Genomic DNA, 17,758 nt, shown 5'->3' with positions numbered 1-17,758 from the left:
TAGGCGAATGTCAACAGCGACCCACGAAGAAACGTTAGGCTTTCAAACAGAAGTTAAGCAGCTTCTCAACCTGATGATTCACTCCCTGTATTCCAACCGGGAGATTTTCCTGCGTGAGCTTATCTCTAACGCCGCGGATGCCTGTGACAAACTGCGCTACGCGGCGCTAGATAACGATGCGCTGTACGAAGGCGACAGCGAACTGCGGGTAGAAATTGAGCACGATAAAGAAGCTAATACCATTACGTTGCGCGACAACGGTATTGGCATGAACCGCGAAGACGTTATCGCTAACCTAGGCACCATCGCCCGCTCAGGCACCGCTGAGTTTTTAAAGCAGATGTCAGGCGAGCAGCAAAAAGATGCCAAGTTGATCGGCCAGTTCGGTGTAGGTTTCTACTCAGGCTTTATTGTGGCTGATGAAGTGGCAGTACGTACTCGCAAAGCCGGGACTGCCGCCTCTGAAGGCGTTGAGTGGCGCTCTAAAGGCGAAGGTGAGTTTACCGTCGCTGATATTGAGCGCGAGCTTCACGGCACCGAAATTACGCTTTATCTGAAAGAAGACGCTAAAGAGTTTGCCGACGATTACCGCCTTCAAAACCTGGTGCGCAAGTACTCTGACCATATTGAAGTGCCCGTGCGCATGCCCAAGACAGAAACGGCCAAGGATGATGAAGGCAACGACATCGAAGGCAGCGAAGTCACCACGTGGGAAACCGTTAACGAAGCCACTGCACTCTGGGCGCGCCCCAAGAGCGACGTTTCTGATGACGAGTACAAGGCGTTTTATAAGCACGTTGCCCATGACTTTAGCGACCCGCTTGCCTGGAGCCACAACAAGGTAGAAGGCAAGCTTGAGTACACCAGCCTGCTCTACGTGCCGGGCCGGGCGCCTTTTGATATGTATGAGCGCGATGGCGCTCGCGGCGTTAAGCTTTATGTGCAGCGCGTGTTTATCATGGATGACGCTGAACAGTTCCTGCCGCTCTACCTGCGCTTTATCAAAGGCGTGTTGGATACGCGCGATCTGTCGCTCAACGTTTCCCGCGAGCTTTTGCAGCAGGACCCGCAGGTCGACAAGATCAAAGGGGCGCTGACCAAGCGTGCGCTGGATATGCTTAAAAAGCTTTCCAAGGACAGCGAAGAGTACCAAACCTTCTGGAATACCTTCGGCAGCGTGCTGAAGGAAGGTCCAGGCGAAGATTTCGCCAACCGCGAGAAAGTCGCCGGTCTTTTACGCTTTGCGTCCACGCACAGCGACACCGCTACCCAGGATCAATCGCTTGCCGACTACGTCGAGCGCATGAAAGAAGGCCAGCAGAAGATCTATTACGTGGTGGCCGATAGCTTCAATGCGGCGAAAAACAGCCCGCACCTGGAGATCTTCCGCAAGAAAGGCATCGAAGTCCTGCTGCTGTCTGACCGTATCGATGAGTGGTTGATGAGCCACCTGACCGAGTTTGACGGTAAATCCTTTGCGGATGTGGCCAAAGGCGAGCTGGATCTTGGTGATGTCGAAGACGAAGCCGAGAAAAAGGCTCAGGAAGAGACAGCCAAGGCAAAAGAAGATCTGTTGAAGCGTGTTAAAGAAGCGCTTAGCGATGGTGTACAGGACGTCAAGGTTACCCATCGTTTGACCGACTCACCGGCTTGCGTCGTGCTGCCTGAGCATGAGATGGGCTTTCAAATGCGCCGCATTATGGAAGCCGCCGGGCAAAAAATGCCGGAGGTTAAGCCCATTTTAGAACTCAACCCCGAGCACCCGCTGGTAGCACGCCTGGAAGGAGCAGAAGGCGAGATATTCACACAGCTGGCGCATATCCTGCTTGACCAGGCGATTATCGCCGAGGGTGGTCATCTGGACGACCCAGCCGCTTATGTGAAGCGTCTAAACAGCGTACTGACCGCTTAATCGTCGTTGCTACCTCTCACGGCCCGTTTGGATTCCCAAGCGGGCCGTTTGTTTTGATAAAGTAGCTGTTACTTTTCGCGTGATTTTTTCAGGACATCCTTATGGCTGAGCAGCAAATCAAGGTCGCGGTGCTGGGAGGTGGTAGTTTCGGTACGGCGCTTGCCAGCATCGCGGCGGATAACGGTGCCCATGTGCGTCAATGGATGCGAGATGAAGCGCTGGTCGCGCAAATTAATCAAGAGCACCGTAACGGTCGCTACTTGCCGCACTATGCGATGAATCCTGCCGTTCAAGCCTCAACGGACCTGCACACGGTGCTGGACGATGCCGAGCTTGTGCTTATCGCCATTCCCTCAAAGGCGTTTCGAAGCGTGGTTCAGGCCGCGAAACCTTGGCTAAAGGCAAGCCAAATTCTGGTCAGCACCACCAAAGGTATTGAACCGGATAGCTTTCTGCTGATGAGTCAGGTGTTAGCGGATGAAACCGGTTTTTCCCATATTGGCGTCATCGCAGGCCCCAACCTGGCCTCAGAAATAGCCGATAAGCAGCTAACGGCGACAGTGATTGCCAGTGCCGATGCGCTAACACGCACCCGGGTACAGCAAGCATTGGGCTGCCGCTACTTTCGTGTTTATGCCAGCAATGATCGCCACGGGGTGGAATTGGGCGGTGCACTTAAGAATATTTACGCTATTGCGGCTGGCATGGCTGCTGCGTTGGGTATGGGTGAAAATACCCGTAGCATGCTAATGACTCGGGCGCTGGCTGAAATGAGCCGCTTTGCTGTGGCTCAGGGGGCCAACCCCATGACATTCCTTGGCCTTGCCGGGGTGGGCGACTTGATTGTGACCTGCTCGTCGAACCTGTCGCGTAATTATCGCGTGGGATATGCCATGGGCGAGGGGCGCAGCCTTGAAGAGGCTGTTTCTGCGCTTGGCCAAGTGGCTGAAGGCGTCAATACGGTTAAGCTGGTGTGTGCCAAGGCGCAGGAAATGGGCGTATATATGCCGCTTGCCGAAGGCCTCTCCCATGTTCTCTTCGGCGGTGTGCCTGCTCAGGATATGGCGCGTACGCTGATGATGGGCGAGCAGAGCAGTGATGTAGAATTTATTCTGCCCCGTGAGGCGGTTCAGCAGGCCCATTTGGATAATCGAGGCTGGCATGAGTAGCTTATTCATTATGCGCCACGGAGAAGCCGTGCCCGGCTATCCGGATAGTAAACGGCTGCTCACCCCGCAGGGGGAGCACGAAGCTGCCATGATGGCGCAATGGCTGGCTGCACGTTTGGCAAAAGGGGAGTTTTTCGCACCGGTTCTCTATGCAAGCCCCTATGCGCGTGCGCAACAAACGGCACGTATTGTCGCTGAGGCATTAGGCTGTTCGCTAAGCATGCTGGACTTTATAACCCCAGAGGATGACCCGGCCAAGGTAAGCGATTGGTTGTTAACACAACCAGACAGTACGCCGATAATGCTGGTCAGCCATATGCCACTGGTGGGTAATCTGACGGAACTGCTGGTGGAGGGCAGAACGGGCCAGGGGCTGGGGTTCGCCACCGCAGGCATTGCGGAGTTAGAGGCAGACGTATGGGCATCAGGCTGCGCTCAGTTAATGCGTTATATGTCGCCACGTCAGTTGGCTTGAAATAACCGTTTTAAGGTAATAAAAACGGCGGCCCTTGGGCCGCCGTTCGCTTTGCTGTACGAGTCAAACGTTGATGCTTACAACAGCGCGTCGAACTTCTCTTTTAGCACGTCGTTAACCTGTTGAGGGTTAGCCGTACCGCGCGAGGCTTTCATTACCTGACCCACAAAGTAGCCAATCATCTTGCCGCGTTTTTCAGGTTCGGCATCACGATACTGCGCGACCTGAGCCGGGCTTTCAGAAATCACCTGGTCGATCATGGCTTCAATCGCACCGGTATCAGTGACCTGTTTAAGCCCTTTGGCTTCGATGATGGCGTCGGCACTTTCGCCCTGGCCATTCCAGAGCGCCTGGAAGACCTGCTTGGCGGCTTTACCGTTGATCGTATCGTCAATCACTCGGCTAAGTAGCTCGCCCAGCTGGCGCGCCGATATGGGGCTACTGTTGATGGTGAGGTTTTCACGGTTAAGCGCCCCGGAAAGCTCGCCCTGTACCCAGTTTGCGGCCTGCTTGGCATCACCGCATACCTGGTGAACTTCCTCAAAGAACTCGGCCATTTCACGGCTGGCAGACAGCACCGCAGCATCATACGCAGAAAGACCTAGCTCACTCTTGAAGCGTTCACGCTTGTCGGCGGGCAGTTCAGGCAGTTGGCTGCGTAAGTGGTCCAGGTAAGCGTTATCAAGTACGACGGGCAGTAGGTCGGGGCAGGGGAAGTAGCGGTAGTCGTTGGCTTCCTCTTTGGTGCGCATGCTGCGGGTTTCATCGCGCTCAGGATCAAACAGGCGTGTCTCTTGAACAACAGTGCCACCGTCTTCGATGAGCTCAATTTGGCGCTCTACTTCAAACGCAATCGCCCGCTCGACAAAGCGGAACGAGTTAACGTTTTTGACCTCTGCCCGGGTGCCAAAGGCTTCCTGGCCTTTCGGGCGCACGGAAACGTTTACATCGCAGCGCATTGAGCCTTCGGCCATATTGCCGTCGGAAATGCCCAGGTACGTAACGATGGAGTGAATCGCTTTAAGATACGCGGCGGCTTCTTTGGCGTTGCGCATATCAGGCTCGGAAACGATCTCTAGCAGCGGGGTGCCAGCACGGTTTAAATCGATGCCGGTCATGCCTAAAAAGTCTTCGTGCAGCGACTTGCCAGCGTCTTCTTCCAGGTGCGCATGGTGAATGCGAATACGCTTGGTGGTATTGTCATCCAGGGTAATTTCCACGTCACCGGGGCCCACTATGGGCTGATACATCTGGCTGGTTTGATAGCCTTTGGGCAGGTCCGCGTAGAAGTAGTTTTTACGATCAAATACTGATACTTCAGCAATATCCGCATGGACCGCTAGACCAAACTGAACGGCCATGGCCACGGCCTGCTCGTTGAGCACAGGAAGCGTTCCTGGAAGGCCCAAATCAACCGCGCATGCTTGGGTATTTGGCTCGGCGCCAAACGCGGTAGAGGCGCCAGAGAAGATCTTGGAGCGAGTAGCGAGCTGAACGTGGACTTCCAGCCCAATTACGGTTTCCCATTGCATTAGGCGTGCTCCTCGGCAATAGCAGGAAGTTGAAGGTGCCAGTCGGTCGCTTGCTGATACTGGTGCGCCACATTTAAAAGCTGCGCTTCAGCAAAGTGCGTACCCAGAATCTGTAAGCCTACTGGGCGGCCGCCGGCAAAGCCTGCGGGTACGCTGATGCCGGGGATGCCCGCCAGGTTCACGGCAATGGTATAAATATCCTGCAGATACATCGAGACCGGATCTTTTTTAGCACCGAGGTCAAAGGCCGGAGTCGGCGAGGCCGGCCCCATCAAGACGTCAACATCTTCAAACGCGTCTAAAAAGTCCTGGCGAATCAAGCGGCGAACTTTCTGCGCTTTGGTGTAGTAAGCGTCAAAAAAGCCTTCTGAAAGAGTATGCGTACCAATCAGAATGCGTCGTTTTACCTCTTCACCGAAGCCTTCCGCACGGCTGCGCTTGTAAAGATCGATTAAATCGACCGGTTCATTACAGCGGTGGCCAAAGCGCACACCGTCATAGCGCGACAGGTTGGAGGAAGCTTCCGCCGGGGCGATGACGTAGTAGGCCGGAATCGCATAGTGAGTATGTGGAAGGCTCACTTCGCGTACCGTCGCACCCAGTGACTCATACACGCTTACCGCGTCACGCACGGCTTTTTCGACCTCGGGGTCTAGCCCATCACCAAAATACTCTTTGGGTAGGCCGATTTTTAGACCTGAAAGCGGTGCGTTGAGGGTTTCGGTATAGTCCGGCACGCCGCGAGCGACGCTAGTGGAGTCGCGTACGTCGTGACCCGCAATCACGTTCATCAAATGCGCGCAGTCGGAAGCCGAGCGGGCCATTGGGCCTGCCTGGTCCAGGCTGGATGCGTAGGCAATGATGCCGTAGCGCGAAACGCGCCCGTAAGTGGGCTTCAAGCCAGTAATGCCGCAAAAAGCCGCCGGTTGGCGAATGGAGCCGCCGGTATCGGTGCCCATGGCCGCCGGCACAAGGCCGGCAGCGACTGCAGCAGCGCTTCCGCCGGAACTACCGCCGGGAACAGCAGTTAAGTCCCAAGGGTTTTTAACTGCACCGTAGTAGCTATTCTCATTGGAGGAGCCCATGGCGAACTCATCCATATTGGTTTTACCCAGGCTGATGGTACCGGCCGCATTAAGCTTCTCTACTACGGTGGCATCATACGGCGCGATGAAGTTATCCAGCATTTTGGAGCCACAGCTGGTTTTTACATCGCGTGTACAAAAAATATCTTTTAACGCCAAAGGAATGCCGGTAAGCAGCCCAGCATTACCCGCTGCGCGTGCTTTATCGGCCGCTTCGGCCTGATTAAGCGCCTGTTCAGCGGTCACGGTAATAAAGCTGTTGATCTTGCTGTCAGCTTTTTCAATTTTTTGTAAATAGTGCGAGGTTAGCTCGCGGCTGGAAAACTCACCACTTTTTAAGGCGGCAGCGAGTTGCGTTAACGTTTTATCAAGCATGACCCGAAAGCTCCGTTCGAGAACGTATGAAAAGTGTGGAAACCGTCGTTAAAACCGTCATTAAAGCTGTCGTTAAAACCGTCATTAAAACAGTCTTTGAAACACAGGCTTTCTTACTCAACGACACGGGGAACCAGGTATAGGCCGTTTTCCACTGCCGGAGCACAACGCTGAAAGGTGTCGCGCTGGTTGGTTTCGGTTACTTCGTCCGCACGCAGGCGCTGGGTGGCGTCCAATGGATGTGAGAGCGGAGAAACTCCCTCAGTATCAATACTTTGTAGTTGGTCGACCATGTCCAGAATGCGGCTTAGATCGTCTACAAAGCCAATAGCCTGGTCATCGCTGACGGCGAGTCGGGCCAGATGCGCAGCCCGGCGCACATGAGATTCTTCAAGCGCCATGATCGAAAATTCCTCGCTAAAACGTGAGATGGAACATATTCCGCGTTATACGGTATACAATCAGTCATCGAAAAAAACGTCTTGTGTAGCAGACGTGGAAAATAGCCGCAAAAGGTAGCACATTTTGACCTCCGCGGGCAGTGTTCAGCGCGACTCGTGCTTGCTGCCAAGGGGTTGCGGTGATACCGTTTGCATCCGCACAGGGTTCCCGGTCTGCACTAGGTAACAACATCCATGTTCAAACGTTTGAGGGGGCTGTTTTCCAGCGATCTGTCGATCGATCTGGGTACGGCCAACACACTGATTTATGTTCGCGGTCGTGGCATCGTGCTCGATGAACCGTCCGTTGTCGCCATTCGCCAGTCTGGCAGTATGCGTAGCGTTGCATCGGTAGGTGCCGACGCAAAGCGTATGCTGGGACGTACGCCTGGCAATATTACCGCCATCCGGCCCATGAAAGACGGCGTTATCGCCGACTTTACGGTCACCGAGCAGATGCTTCAGCACTTTATTCGTAAAGTGCACCAAAGCACCTTCCTGACGCCTAGCCCGCGCGTACTGGTATGCGTACCGTGCATGTCAACGCAGGTTGAACGGCGAGCGATCCGTGAATCGGCTGAAGGGGCTGGCGCCCGTGAAGTGTTCCTGATCGAAGAGCCAATGGCCGCGGCCATAGGTGCAGGGCTGCCGGTTGAGGAAGCGCAAGGTTCGATGGTGGTAGATATTGGTGGTGGTACCACCGAAATTGCCATTATTTCGCTTAATGGCGTGGTCTACTCAGAATCGATCCGCGTAGGCGGTGACCGTTTTGATGAGGCGATCACCGCGTACGTGCGCCGCCACTATGGCAGCTTGATTGGTGAAGCCACGGCTGAGCGAATCAAGGAAGAGATTGGTTGCGCCTACCCCGGTGGTGAGCTGCGTGAAATCGACGTCCGTGGGCGTAATTTAGCGGAAGGTATACCGCGCAGTTTCACGTTAAACTCGCACGAGATTCTGGAAGCGCTACAGGAAACACTCGGCTCGATTGTCGCTGCTGTTAAGAGCGCACTTGAGCAGTCGCCTCCAGAGCTTGCTTCTGATATCGCAGAGCGCGGTTTGGTGCTGACAGGCGGTGGCGCGTTGCTGCGCGACCTTGATAAGCTGATTGCTGAAGAGACGGGGTTGCCGGTCATCGTTGCCGAAGACCCACTTACCTGCGTGGCAAGAGGCGGCGGTAAAGCGCTTGAAATGATCGATCAGCACACTTTTGAGCTGCTCTCAAGCGACTAATTTTTAGCGGTTTATCGCGGGGGATTGCCTATTAAACCGCTATTTTCACACGGGTCGCTGCCGGGCTACCGGCTGTTTTTCTGCGTGCTGGCGGCAAGCGCCTTGATGTTTGCCGATCACCGATTTACACGCATGGAAGGCGTGCGCGCCCAAATGACGATGGTTGTTGCGCCTGTTCAATGGATTGTTAGCGTGCCTAGCGATCTATTGAATTGGGGCGCGCTCGCGCTGTCTGATCAGCAGGCATTGGTGGATGAAAACCGTCGACTGCGCGAACAAATTCTGACGCTGTCTCATCGTGGGCAGCGCATGGCCAACCTGACGGCTGAAAATACCGAGCTTCGTCATCTATTAAACGCCGCAGAACGACGCCAAATTCCTTATATCAGTGCAGAGCTGCTCTCCTTGGATAATGACCCGTTTAGCCATCAAATGGTGGTTGATCGTGGGCATCGTAACGGGGCGTATGTTGGGCAGCCTGTGATTGATGCGTCGGGGCTGGTAGGCCAAGTGACCGCTGTTTCAGCGTACTCTAGTCGTGTGCTGTTGCTGGCAGATGCAAGCCATGCACTCCCTGTTCAGATTAACCGTAATGGATTGCGCTTTATTGTCCAGGGTGCTGGTCGCTATGGCAGCATCAATGTATTACACGTGCCAGACACGGCGGATATTCGGGAAGGCGACTTGCTCACCACATCAGGGATTGCCGGTCGTTTTCCGCCGGGATACCCCGTTGCGCGCGTTACCAACGTTTATCATGACCCCGGTCAGCCATTTGCGCATGTAACGGCTGAACCTACTGCCCAGTTGCAGCGTGCTCGTCATTTCTTGCTGCTTTTCCCACCGCCGCGCGAAGACATCGAAGATTCAATTTGGGATGAGTCCATGGATATCTCAGCCAGCGCGATACATGCAGCCCAGCGCCTTGCGCCAACGGTACCTGCTGACCCTCAGGAGGTTCGCTAATGGCGCGCGTACCTGTCGTACCTTTGGTAGTGGTGTGGTTTAGCTTGATTCTGGCGCTGTGTTTGCAAGTCATGCCACTGGCCGAGGGGTGGCAAGTTTATCGGCCTGAATGGATCGGTCTGATGCTGATTTACTGGTGTATGCGATCACCTGACCGAGTCGGTGTTTTCCATGGCTTTGTGCTTGGGCTGCTGCTTGATCTGATAGAGGGAACTGCGCTTGGCCAGCATGCGCTGATATTGTCGTTATTAGCGTTTCTATGCGCCCTGGTTTATCCGCGCTTTCGAGCGTATTCACTGGTTCAACAGTCGCTACTGGTGCTGGTGCTGCTTGGCCTGGTGCAGTTAGTCGAGCAGTGGTTGCGTACCTTAACCGGGGAGTTCTCGATACACCTCTCTTTCCTGATGTCGGCGTTAATCAGTGCCTTTTTATGGCCATGGTTAGCTACCATGTTTAAGGCACTGGAAAGACGCTTACTGGGGTCTTAGGCATGCAATCAACGCTGGCTACTACATCATCGCCCATGCTTTGTTTAGCGTCTGCTTCACCCAGGCGACGAGACCTGCTGGCGTCCATTGGGGTGACGGTGAGTGTTATACCCAGCGATGTAGATGAAACGCCGAAGCCGGGAGAGTCAGCAGCGGCTTATGTAAAGCGTCTTGCGGTTGCCAAGGCCTTGGCCGCTGCACCGAAGACGCTGTTACCGGTGCTTGGGTCGGATACCGCCGTAGTGGTAGACGGTACTATTCTGGGTAAGCCGGTTAATGCAGAAGGTGCCTCCGCCATGCTGGGGCAGTTGTCGAATCGGACACATCAGGTGCTGACGGCGGTGGCTGTTACGGGGCCCAAGGGGGTGCTGTGTTGTTGCGTAACGACGGACGTCAAGATGCGACAGATCACCGCTCAGGAAATTAGCGATTACTGGTTAACGGGTGAGCCAGCGGACAAGGCGGGCGGATATGCCATACAAGGCTTGGCCGCCATTTTTGTCGAAGAAATCAAGGGTAGCCACTCTGCCGTCGTGGGTTTGCCGCTTTATGAAACGGCGCAGTTGCTTTGCCAGCAGGGAGTGCCTATTTGGATGGGGCATTAATACTCGCACACTTATTCGTCGTCTCATGCCCTCTGTAACGGGTGTGAAATACGTGAACCGAGAAGGAATTTTGCATGAGCGGTGAAGTCCTCATCAATTTAACGCCCATGGAAACACGGGTTGCGCTCGTTGAAAATGGCGTTTTGCAAGAGGCGCTTATAGAGCGCTCACGGCGACGTGGCATTGTAGGCAATATCTACAAAGGCAAAGTGGTTCGCGTATTGCCTGGCATGCAGGCTGCCTTTGTCGATATTGGCCTTGAGCGCGCGGCGTTTATTCATGCCCATGAAGTTATGCCCTCCGGCACGCCCGTTGATGAGCAGCAAACCATTGGGCAGTTATTGCACGAGGGACAAGCGCTGGTCGTACAGGTAACCAAGGACCCCATTGGCACGAAAGGGGCGCGTCTTACCACGCATCTCTCTATTCCCTCTCGCTACTTGGTGTATATGCCCGATTCTCCTCATCATGGGGTGTCGCAGCGCATTGAAGATGAGCGTGAACGCGAGCGCCTGAAGGCCCTGCTGGATAGCAGCATTGCTGAGCAAACATTGGAAGTGACCGGCGGCTTTATCGTGCGCACGGCCGCTGAAGGCGTCGGCGATGAGGAACTGGCGGGCGATATGCACTTTTTGCTGCGTATCTGGCGTAAAGTTGCCGAGCGCAAAATTAGCGCGGCGCCGTCCAACGTCATTTATGACGACTTGCCGCTATTTATGCGTACCTTGCGCGATGTGATGCGTGATGACATCGAGAAAGTGCGTATCGATTCTCGGGAAAATTTTGTCAAACTGGTCGAATTTGCCGAAGAGTTTATGCCCTATGCCGTGGATAGAATTGAGTACTACCCAGGCGAGCGGCCCATTTTTGATCTCTATAGTGTAGAAGATGAGATTCAGAAGGCGCTGGGCCGCAAGGTGCAACTGAAGTCAGGCGGGTATCTGGTCATTGACCCGACCGAGGCGATGACGACAATTGATGTCAATACGGGGGGGTACGTTGGGCACCGCAACCTCGAAGAGACCATTTTCAAGACCAACCTTGAGGCCGCAACGGCCATTGCCCGCCAGCTTCGGTTACGCAATCTGGGCGGTATTATCATCATCGATTTTATCGATATGGTGGAGGTAGAGCATCAGCGCCAGGTTATTCGTGTGCTCGAAAAAGCGCTGGAGCGTGATCATGCCAAGACCAAATGCACCGGTGTTACCGAGTTAGGGCTTGTGCAACTGACGCGCAAGCGTACTCGTGAGAGCCTTGAGCAAACGTTGTGCGATGCATGTCCTACCTGTAGCGGACGCGGCACGCTCAGAACCCCTGAAACGGTGTGCTACGAGATCTTCCGCGAGATTCTGCGTGAAGAACGCGCCTATAGCCCTGAAACGTATACCGTGCTCGCTTCCCAGGCCGTCGTTGATAGGCTGCTGGATGAGGAGTCGGCGGCAGTGGCAGACCTGGAAACGTTTATTAATAAAACGATTCGCTTTCAGGTGGAGCAACACTACTCACAAGAGCAGTACGACATTGTGTTGATGTGATGCCATGACGATCCGCTCGCTGACGCGTTGGAGTTTACTTCTACTTGCCTGGGGACTGGGCGGCATTGCGGTAATAGCGCTGCTTTTCCGGCTCATGGTCAGTCAGGCAGATACTTTGACGCCGCATGTTGAAGCTTTTTTGGAAGCTCAGATTGGTGTGCCGGTAACGATTGAGAACCTCTCATTTTCAATGGCGCGTAGTGAGCTGATTGTGGAGCTTGAAGGCTTTGGGGCCGAAACGCCGAGCGGTCAGCCGCTTTTTTCACTGCGCCAAGCCGAGCTGCGCCTGGATATTGGCGCATCGCTACGTAATCTCTTGCCTATCTTTAGCGATATCAGATTACATCAAACCGAATTTCACCTTTATCAAGGAGTGAACGGCGTTTGGCAATGGCCCGACCCTGCCAAGCTGCCGTTGCATATAGCGCCAGAGCCGGATGTTGACCTGCCAACCATTGATGCTTGGACGGAATGGGTATTGCGCCAGCAAATCTGGATTGATGACACACGTGTTGTGCTACACGGCAAGCAAGAGCAAGTCATCCTCGAAGCTCCTGCGCTGTTGTTAGCCGGCAATCAGCAAGGGGCAAAACTTCAGGGCACGGTCGACGTTCTTTATTCGGAGCGCAGCGAAACGCCACCGATACCCGCCGTACAGCTACTAGCGGAAATGCAGCCGGGCCGAGATGGTCTGAACGATTTCTCTGCCACGTTGAAGCTGGAGGCACAGTTTGATCAGCTGCTGACGCTGGTTGAGCTGTTTCGGCCAGAACATATGCCGAACCTGGAGCAGGCCGGAGGCGATGCACGCGTGTGGGGCCGCTGGTATGGAGGCAGGCTTCAGGAGGTGCGCCTTGCCATCGATATCCCTCAGCTAGTGCTACGCCAGGATATTCAGTTCGCCGTGTTAAGAAACATACAAGCACAGGGTGAGTGGCAGCGCGAAGGAGAGGGCGGTGAAGCATGGTTAAGCGGTAACGCAGAGAGTGTTGATTGGGCTGAACCTGGCGGGGCGATTGAAGGCCCGGCACTGCCGCATCATTGGTACCTGTCTCATAGGCCAGGCCAGTGGGCACTGCGTACCAGTGCTTTTGAGCTGGCTTCGCTCACTGCATGGCGAGACTACGTATTTTTACCCGAATCCGTGACGCGTGTACTGGAAACGCTTGCCCCGAGGGGGCGGGTGCAAGGGCTGAGCTTAGGCCAGAAGGAGGGTAGCTGGAGGGTCGATGCGGCGTTAACCAATGTCGAAGTATCGCCTTGGGAAGGCGCACCAGGTGGCGGCCCCATGGATGCCTGGGTTCAGGCTCGGGACTTCCGTGGCCGGGTGACGTTTAATAGTGCCGGTGACAGTTCGCTCTATTTCCCAGATTTGTTCACCGAACCCATGCAGCTTCAGCAGGCTGAGGGCATCGTAGAGTGGGTCTACGATGGACCTAATACGATGGTCAGCGGCCGTCAAATTAACGTGGATTGGGATGATGCCCAGATAAGCGGTGGGTTTGGGTTAGTGGTTGCGGAGGAGACAGGTCGGTTCGGACTGGATATTGATTTTGCCAATGTAGATGCGCTTGAGCGCCCTCTGGGTCAATGGTTGCCCTTGAATGTATTCGATGAGGGGCTGCGTGACTGGCTGTTAGATGATATTGGCGGCAAAGTGCCTAATGGTTCGCTCAAACTGAGTCTGCCTATCGAGAGCGACATTAGCGCTGATAATATATCCACAACGCTGGCACTAAAGATAACCGAAGGGCATTTGCCTATTGCACCTGGCTGGCCTCGCCTGGAGGAGGTTGAAGGGCGTTTAACGTGGCAAAATCAGGTGCTTGAAGCCCGGGTTGAGCATGCCCAGAGTCGCGGTATCACGGCTTCACAAGGTGAGCTGGCCATGCAGCAGGATGAGATACTCAATGTATCGGGCAACCTGCATGGTGATGGCCCCGCCCTGATCGCATTTTTAACATCGATACCTGATGTCGATATGAATATTCTCAGGGACCTTCAGGCTGAAGGCGAGGTAGAGGCTGATTTGGCCATATCGCTACCTCTGGAAGCGCCAGAGAATTTCCAGTTGGAGGTCAATGCAGTCCCTGCGTTCACCCGTATCGTTTACGCCCCCGTGGGCGAGGCGCTTCAGGCAGTAAGGGGGCAGTTAACCTGGCAGCAGTACGGTGACAGCATGGCGCTAATAGGCAGTGTCGATGGACAACTGTTGGGCGGCGATATTAGTGCTGACATGCATACCCAGCGAGGCGGTATTCGCTTGCGGGGGCAAACGCCGGTGGCGTCACTTTTTTCATTTGTGGATATACCTGCCGAGCAAGGCAAGCAACTGCTTGGTGGAACGATGCAGTGGCAAGGGCGCGTAATGCTTGAGCCAAGCCCTGCGTTATCTCTAGAAAGCCAGCTTAGAGGGGTGCGCCTTGATCTGCCAGAACCTTTTGCCAAGGCTGCAGGCGAGCCTTGGCCCTGGACGCTTAATGCTGATTTCGACAGTGGCCGGGTGGAGAGTCACTTGGCCGATATCGCGCATTTACGCTTAAAGGATCGATTAGGTGAAGTGTCAGGCAACCTGCATGTGGCGGATGCCGAGGTAAGCGCACCCGAGTGGCCGATGCAGTCAGGCTTTCGCTTACAGACAAGCCTTCCTCGCATTGACCCGATGGCGTGGCAACAGGCCGTCGCTCCACTGTTTCGAGGCGACCAGGATATGAGCGGTGACCTAACGGCGCAGCTATCAGGCCAGCATCCGCCGTTGGAGGTCGCCCTGGATACCGCTTGCCTTGTCTATCAGCAAACATGCGTTGGTGATGCGGCATTAACCGGCAGTGTACAAAATGGCACAGTTACCGCAGCGCTTGAGAGCGACGTGGTGACGGGGCATCTTCGCTATCAGCAAGCAGCTCAGTACCCTCTGGATATCACCATTAGCCAGTTAGCACTGGATCGGCTGGCTAATTTGGCAGATACGAGCAGTGAGTCAGAAACAACCTCGCCGGATTCATGGCTCGGTGAAGTGGAGACACAGCATACAGTGCCTGCGGCTATTCCTGAGTGGCTGGCTGAGCTACCCGATGGGCGGCTTCGGTTGGCGGAAATGAGCATGGGGGAAAGCCTTTTCGGGCCTTTATCTGCCTATTGGCATACTGAACCAGGCCGGTTTTCGCTAATGCCGGTTGGGTTAACGCTTGGGCAACTTTCTGCTCGTGGTGAACTCTATTGGGAGGGCGATGCCTCGACCAGTCGAACCCAAGCCAATATTTCCATTGAAGGCGGCGATGTAGGTACCGCTCTTGAGCGCCTGGATCAACCCGTTGCCTTACGCAGCCGACGTACTACCGCGACCGCCAATCTTGGCTGGGCGGGCGCCCCATGGCAGTTCTCGTTAAATCAGGCGCAGGGCGACATAGGCATCGACGTGCAGGATGGGCGCTTTATGCATATGGACTCTGCACCGGTGCGTCTCGTTGGCCTGCTGAATTTCGATAATATATTGCGTCGATTGCGGTTGGATTTTTCTGACGTCACCGGCACAGGCACCGCTTTTGATCGCGTTGACGGCACCGCAGATGTCGAAAATGGCCAGCTTTCGTTGAGCGAGCCATTGCAAATTAAAGCACCTGCCGCCAACTTAACCCTAACCGGTAATGTTAACTTGCTTCATCGAGAGCTTGATCTGCGCCTTGGCGTTGTGATGCCTGTGACGCAAACACTGCCCATTGCCGCCATTGCGGTAGGTGCTCCTGTTGTAGGTGGCGCACTATTTATTGCTGATCAGCTTTTTGGCAGCGCTCTGGACCGAGCGACGACCATTCATTATCGCGTGCGAGGGCTCTGGACTTCGCCGCAGGTTACTTTAGAAGGCTCCGAATGACCGCATTTAAGAGCGATATAGACTCCGCCGTTTCCATTCTTCTTACGCCGGGTGGCTTGGACCTTGATGGGCTTGATAAAGGCCTTGAGTACGCCATGGGCGCGGGTGTGGACTACGCCGATCTCTACTTTCAGCGCACCTGGACAGAGGGCTGGGTGTTGGAGGATGGTGAGGTAAAAGAGGCAAGTTACAACATTGATGGCGGTGTGGGCGTCCGCTCACTGGCCGGAGAAAAAACCGGCTTTGCCTACTCCAATCAGATTAGTGCGGATGCGCTTATCGATACCGGGCGCACGGCCTCAGGTATTGTGCGTAGTGGCAAGCGCCTGCCTGGGCAAGCCGTTAAGCCGGTTTCAGTGGCCCCTTTTTACGCTGGTGTTGATCCTTTAGCGGGGCTGACTGCTGAAGAGAAGGTCGCCATGCTAAAAGAAGCCGATCGCATCGCTCGCGCGGCTGACCCTAGCGTTTCTCAGGTAAGCGCCTCGCTTTCTGGCACTTATGAAGTGGTTCTGGTGCGTGCCAGTGATGGTACCTTGGCCGCGGATATTCGCCCGCTGGTGCGCTTTAACGTCAGCGTAATTGCCGTGAAAAATGGCCGCAGAGAGCGCGGCAGTGCAGGCGGTGGCGGACGCTACTCAATGGCTCGCCTGCGTAATGAAGGTGTAGCCGAGCGATACGCAAAAGAGGCCGTACGCCAAGCGCTGGTCAATCTTGAGGCGGTCGATGCGCCAGCCGGGCAAATGCCGGTGGTACTGGCTTCTGGCTGGCCGGGTATTTTGCTGCACGAAGCAGTCGGCCATGGGCTGGAAGGCGACTTCAACCGTAAAGGCAGTTCAGCATTTTCGGGTCGTATGGGGCAGCGCGTAGCCGCCAAGGGTGTGACGGTGGTAGATGATGCCACGATTGCTGATGGTCGCGGCTCGTTAAGTGTCGATGACGAGGGCACGCCCGGGCAAAACACCCCATTGATTGAAGACGGCATTCTTACTGGCTATATGCAGGACAAGCTGAATGCCCGATTAATGAACATGGCGCCAACCGGTAATGCTCGCCGCGAGTCGTTTGCGCATTTACCCATGCCGCGCATGACCAACACGGTCATGCTGGCAGGTCAGGATGCGCCCGAGGATATTATCAAAAGCGTCAAAAAAGGTATTTATGCCGTTAGCTTCGGTGGTGGCCAGGTGGATATCACCTCGGGCAAATTTGTATTCTCCGCCAGCGAAGCCTACCTGATTGAAGACGGTCGCATTACGGTTCCCGTTAAGGGCGCCACGCTGATTGGTAATGGGCCGGAGGCGATGGGGCGTGTCTCCATGATCGGCCACGATATGGCGCTGGATACAGGCATTGGCGTTTGTGGCAAAGAGGGCCAAGGCGTACCGGTTGGAGTGGGTCAGCCCACACTAAAACTGGATGAGCTAACCGTTGGCGGTACGCAGTCCTCGTAAGTGTTAAAGCGCCAGCGTGTCGCGCAGAAGTTTGAACAGCTTACGCGAGCTGGCGGGTGGTTTGTCCTGATCGCGCTCACGCTGAGCGTTGCGAACTAACTGACGTAGCGCTTGGCGATCCGCATTGGGATAGTCTGCCATAAACTGGTCAACGGCAGGGTCGCCTTCTCCAATAAGCCGGTCCCGCCACTTTTCAAGGCGATGAAAGGCATGGTCGCGCTGCTCTTTTTCCTGCTCAATTGAATCAAAGACGCCTTGAATCGCGGTCAGGTCCTCTTTGCGAACCAGCTTGCCGACATACTGCATATGACGGCGGCGCCCTTCGTGGGAGCGAATACGAGAGGTTTCTTCGATAGCACGCAGCATGTCGTCGGAGAGAGGAAAGCGGGCACGCTCAGCAGGGTTCATGGCGATTAAGGTTTCGCCGAGCGCTTGGAGCGCATGCATTTCGCGTTTGAGCTGCGACTTGCTGGGGCGCTCTTCGGGTTCTTGAGTATCCAGGGGCTCGGGGCGTTTCTTCGGCATAGTAAGGCTCACAGACAAGATTCGTTGGCAGCATTATATCAGGCTGCGACAAGAACATTGATTCGGCGATGAGATTCGTACGAAAAAGGA

At 55.0% G+C, this 17,758-nt stretch carries 14 protein-coding genes; 10 read left to right on the top strand and 4 right to left on the bottom strand.

Annotation, left to right across the window (positions count from 1 at the left end; all coding sequences use genetic code 11):
- The first annotated feature begins 7 nt into the window (after nucleotides 1-7).
- From htpG to sixA, 3 genes are all read left to right on the top strand, one after another.
- Complete coding sequence (gene htpG, locus CZ787_RS11960; protein ID WP_087109466.1) at nucleotides 8-1,912, top strand: molecular chaperone HtpG; 1,905 nt, start codon at nucleotides 8-10, stop codon at nucleotides 1,910-1,912.
- A gap of 101 nt (nucleotides 1,913-2,013) precedes the next feature.
- Nucleotides 2,014-3,081 (top strand): NAD(P)H-dependent glycerol-3-phosphate dehydrogenase, encoded by a 1,068-nt coding sequence (locus tag CZ787_RS11955; protein WP_087109465.1) that lies wholly within the window; start codon nucleotides 2,014-2,016, stop codon nucleotides 3,079-3,081.
- Nucleotides 3,074-3,556: a phosphohistidine phosphatase SixA gene (sixA, locus tag CZ787_RS11950; protein ID WP_087109464.1), complete on the top strand. Its 483-nt coding sequence runs from the start codon at nucleotides 3,074-3,076 to the stop codon at nucleotides 3,554-3,556. Before CZ787_RS11955 ends, sixA begins: the two co-directional genes overlap by 8 nt.
- 77 nt (nucleotides 3,557-3,633) lie before the next feature.
- On the opposite strand, the gene gatB is transcribed toward sixA, so the two are convergent.
- The 3 genes from gatB to gatC all read right to left on the bottom strand — a co-directional run bounded on the left by gatB (nucleotide 3,634) and on the right by gatC (nucleotide 6,949).
- Entirely contained in the window at nucleotides 3,634-5,088 is a 1,455-nt protein-coding gene (gene gatB, locus CZ787_RS11945) for an Asp-tRNA(Asn)/Glu-tRNA(Gln) amidotransferase subunit GatB (RefSeq protein ID WP_087109462.1), read from the bottom strand.
- Nucleotides 5,088-6,548, bottom strand: a complete 1,461-nt coding sequence (gatA, locus tag CZ787_RS11940) for an Asp-tRNA(Asn)/Glu-tRNA(Gln) amidotransferase subunit GatA (RefSeq protein WP_087109460.1) — start codon at nucleotides 6,546-6,548, stop codon at nucleotides 5,088-5,090. The genes gatB and gatA overlap by 1 nt, the downstream gene beginning before the upstream one ends.
- Nucleotides 6,549-6,661: 113 nt before the next feature.
- Nucleotides 6,662-6,949, bottom strand: a complete 288-nt coding sequence (gene gatC / locus CZ787_RS11935) for an Asp-tRNA(Asn)/Glu-tRNA(Gln) amidotransferase subunit GatC (protein WP_087109458.1) — start codon at nucleotides 6,947-6,949, stop codon at nucleotides 6,662-6,664.
- 234 nt (nucleotides 6,950-7,183) lie between these two features.
- On the opposite strand from gatC, the gene CZ787_RS11930 reads away from it, so the two are divergent.
- The 7 genes from CZ787_RS11930 to tldD all read left to right on the top strand — a co-directional run bounded on the left by CZ787_RS11930 (nucleotide 7,184) and on the right by tldD (nucleotide 17,143).
- Nucleotides 7,184-8,221, top strand: a complete 1,038-nt coding sequence (locus tag CZ787_RS11930; RefSeq protein WP_087109456.1) for a rod shape-determining protein — start codon at nucleotides 7,184-7,186, stop codon at nucleotides 8,219-8,221.
- 24 nt (nucleotides 8,222-8,245) lie between these two features.
- Complete coding sequence (mreC, locus tag CZ787_RS11925) at nucleotides 8,246-9,187, top strand: rod shape-determining protein MreC (protein ID WP_087109454.1); 942 nt, start codon at nucleotides 8,246-8,248, stop codon at nucleotides 9,185-9,187.
- Nucleotides 9,187-9,675, top strand: coding sequence for a rod shape-determining protein MreD (mreD, locus tag CZ787_RS11920; protein WP_087109452.1), 489 nt, complete (start codon nucleotides 9,187-9,189; stop codon nucleotides 9,673-9,675). The genes mreC and mreD overlap by 1 nt, the downstream gene beginning before the upstream one ends.
- A 2-nt stretch (nucleotides 9,676-9,677) precedes the next feature.
- The gene (locus CZ787_RS11915) at nucleotides 9,678-10,280 is read left to right on the top strand and encodes a Maf family protein (protein WP_087109450.1); all 603 of its coding nucleotides are present in this window, start codon (nucleotides 9,678-9,680) and stop codon (nucleotides 10,278-10,280) included.
- Nucleotides 10,281-10,354: 74 nt separating this feature from the next.
- Complete coding sequence (rng, locus tag CZ787_RS11910) at nucleotides 10,355-11,818, top strand: ribonuclease G (protein WP_087109449.1); 1,464 nt, start codon at nucleotides 10,355-10,357, stop codon at nucleotides 11,816-11,818.
- Nucleotides 11,819-11,822: 4 nt separating this feature from the next.
- Nucleotides 11,823-15,692, top strand: a complete 3,870-nt coding sequence (locus CZ787_RS11905) for a YhdP family protein (RefSeq protein WP_087109447.1) — start codon at nucleotides 11,823-11,825, stop codon at nucleotides 15,690-15,692.
- On the top strand, nucleotides 15,689-17,143 hold the full coding sequence (tldD, locus tag CZ787_RS11900) for a metalloprotease TldD (RefSeq protein WP_087109445.1): 1,455 nt from the start codon (nucleotides 15,689-15,691) through the stop codon (nucleotides 17,141-17,143). Before CZ787_RS11905 ends, tldD begins: the two co-directional genes overlap by 4 nt.
- Nucleotides 17,144-17,146: 3 nt before the next feature.
- Here the strand turns inward: tldD and yjgA are convergent, their stop codons facing one another.
- Nucleotides 17,147-17,668, bottom strand: a complete 522-nt coding sequence (yjgA, locus tag CZ787_RS11895) for a ribosome biogenesis factor YjgA (protein WP_087109443.1) — start codon at nucleotides 17,666-17,668, stop codon at nucleotides 17,147-17,149.
- Between the last annotated feature and the right edge of the window lie 90 nt (nucleotides 17,669-17,758).

The sequence above is a fragment of the Halomonas citrativorans genome, from assembly GCF_900163645.1.
Lineage (GTDB): Bacteria > Pseudomonadota > Gammaproteobacteria > Pseudomonadales > Halomonadaceae > Vreelandella > Vreelandella citrativorans.
Note: the sequence above shows the minus strand (reverse complement) of the source record. Positions and strands in the feature narration are given on the sequence as shown.